The 1171-nt window shown below is 31.3% G+C and carries 1 protein-coding gene; it reads left to right on the top strand.

Annotation, left to right across the window (positions count from 1 at the left end; translation table 11 throughout):
* Nucleotides 1–76: 76 nt before the first annotated feature.
* On the top strand, nucleotides 77–1171 hold a 1095-nt coding region (locus F3G86_RS10195; RefSeq protein WP_188116470.1), incomplete at its 3' end, for a hypothetical protein.

Here is a 1171-nt window from a genome sequence, read left to right as displayed (position 1 = left end):
CTATCCAAAGCAGATTTAAGGATAGAAATGATACTAAGCTTATAAGAGAGTATCTTAATCAGTTTAAGGAGTTTTAATGCCAATCAATGAGAGAAATGCTAGTAAATTTAAAGATAAACTAAGAGATACATTAAAAAAGGCTGAAGATTTTATATATGAACTATATTATGATACTAATAAAATAGCTACTATAGGTTGTGGTTTTAATGTAACTTTAAAAGAGATACTAAAAAAAGTTTGTGACGAGATCTACTCTGAACCCAAGATGAATGAAGAAGAATTTACCGGACTACTTAATGCAATTAATGGAGTAAAGGTAAAAACTAATGGAAATTTAAGATCTAAGGTATCAGAGTATCTTGAGGGCATAAAGACAGAAGATGGAAAAAGTGCGAAATTTGGTGAATTTAAGTTAGACGATGACCAAATCGGCGATATATTGCCAGAGGTTGTTGAAATATTTAGAGATGGTCTAAATAAAAAACTCGCTTATACCTCTATAGGCCCACAAGAGAGTAAAATAGATAAATATAGCATAGGTAGTAAAGAATATATAGCTTTAATGAGTATGACATATAATAATCCAAGCCTTGTAGGAAATGGACTAAAAGCTCACTTAAGAGCCAAAAACCGCTTTGGAGCTTGGTATGAGATAAGATATAAAAGTAATGCAGACAATGAGATAGGTATAGCTAAGCGTAGATTTATAGAGTCGAATGAATTTGGGCTTTTTGAAAGTGATGCAAATAATGAAGCAATTAGTAATAATAGACTAGCAAATATAGATATAAACGCAATATCCTTTGAAGAGTGTTTGGATCTATTCTCTCTTTTAAATGTAGCAAAGATAAAAGATAAAGATGAACCATCTATAACCTATCTACAAAACGCTATAGCCTATGAGACTACTAAGGAATTTAAAGGCAATAGAACTATAGCTGGCTACTCAAATGGCAATGCTGACTTTAATGAACACTACAGAAAATACAACACTATCTTGCAATTTTTCGCAGATAAGATAAATGCCCTTTTAAAAGATGTAACCAAAAAGAGCTTTAAGCTAGAAGATATCTATGTGATCACCACAAAAGATGATAATAGCCATAATATCTCAAGGATAAATAAGCTCTTAAAGATAAGAGCAGAAAATGGTGAGTTTAAACCTGAAGCT

This window comes from Campylobacter concisus (assembly GCF_902460595.1).
GTDB classification, from domain to species: domain Bacteria; phylum Campylobacterota; class Campylobacteria; order Campylobacterales; family Campylobacteraceae; genus Campylobacter_A; species Campylobacter_A concisus_BL.
Note: the sequence above shows the minus strand (reverse complement) of the source record. Positions and strands in the feature narration are given on the sequence as shown.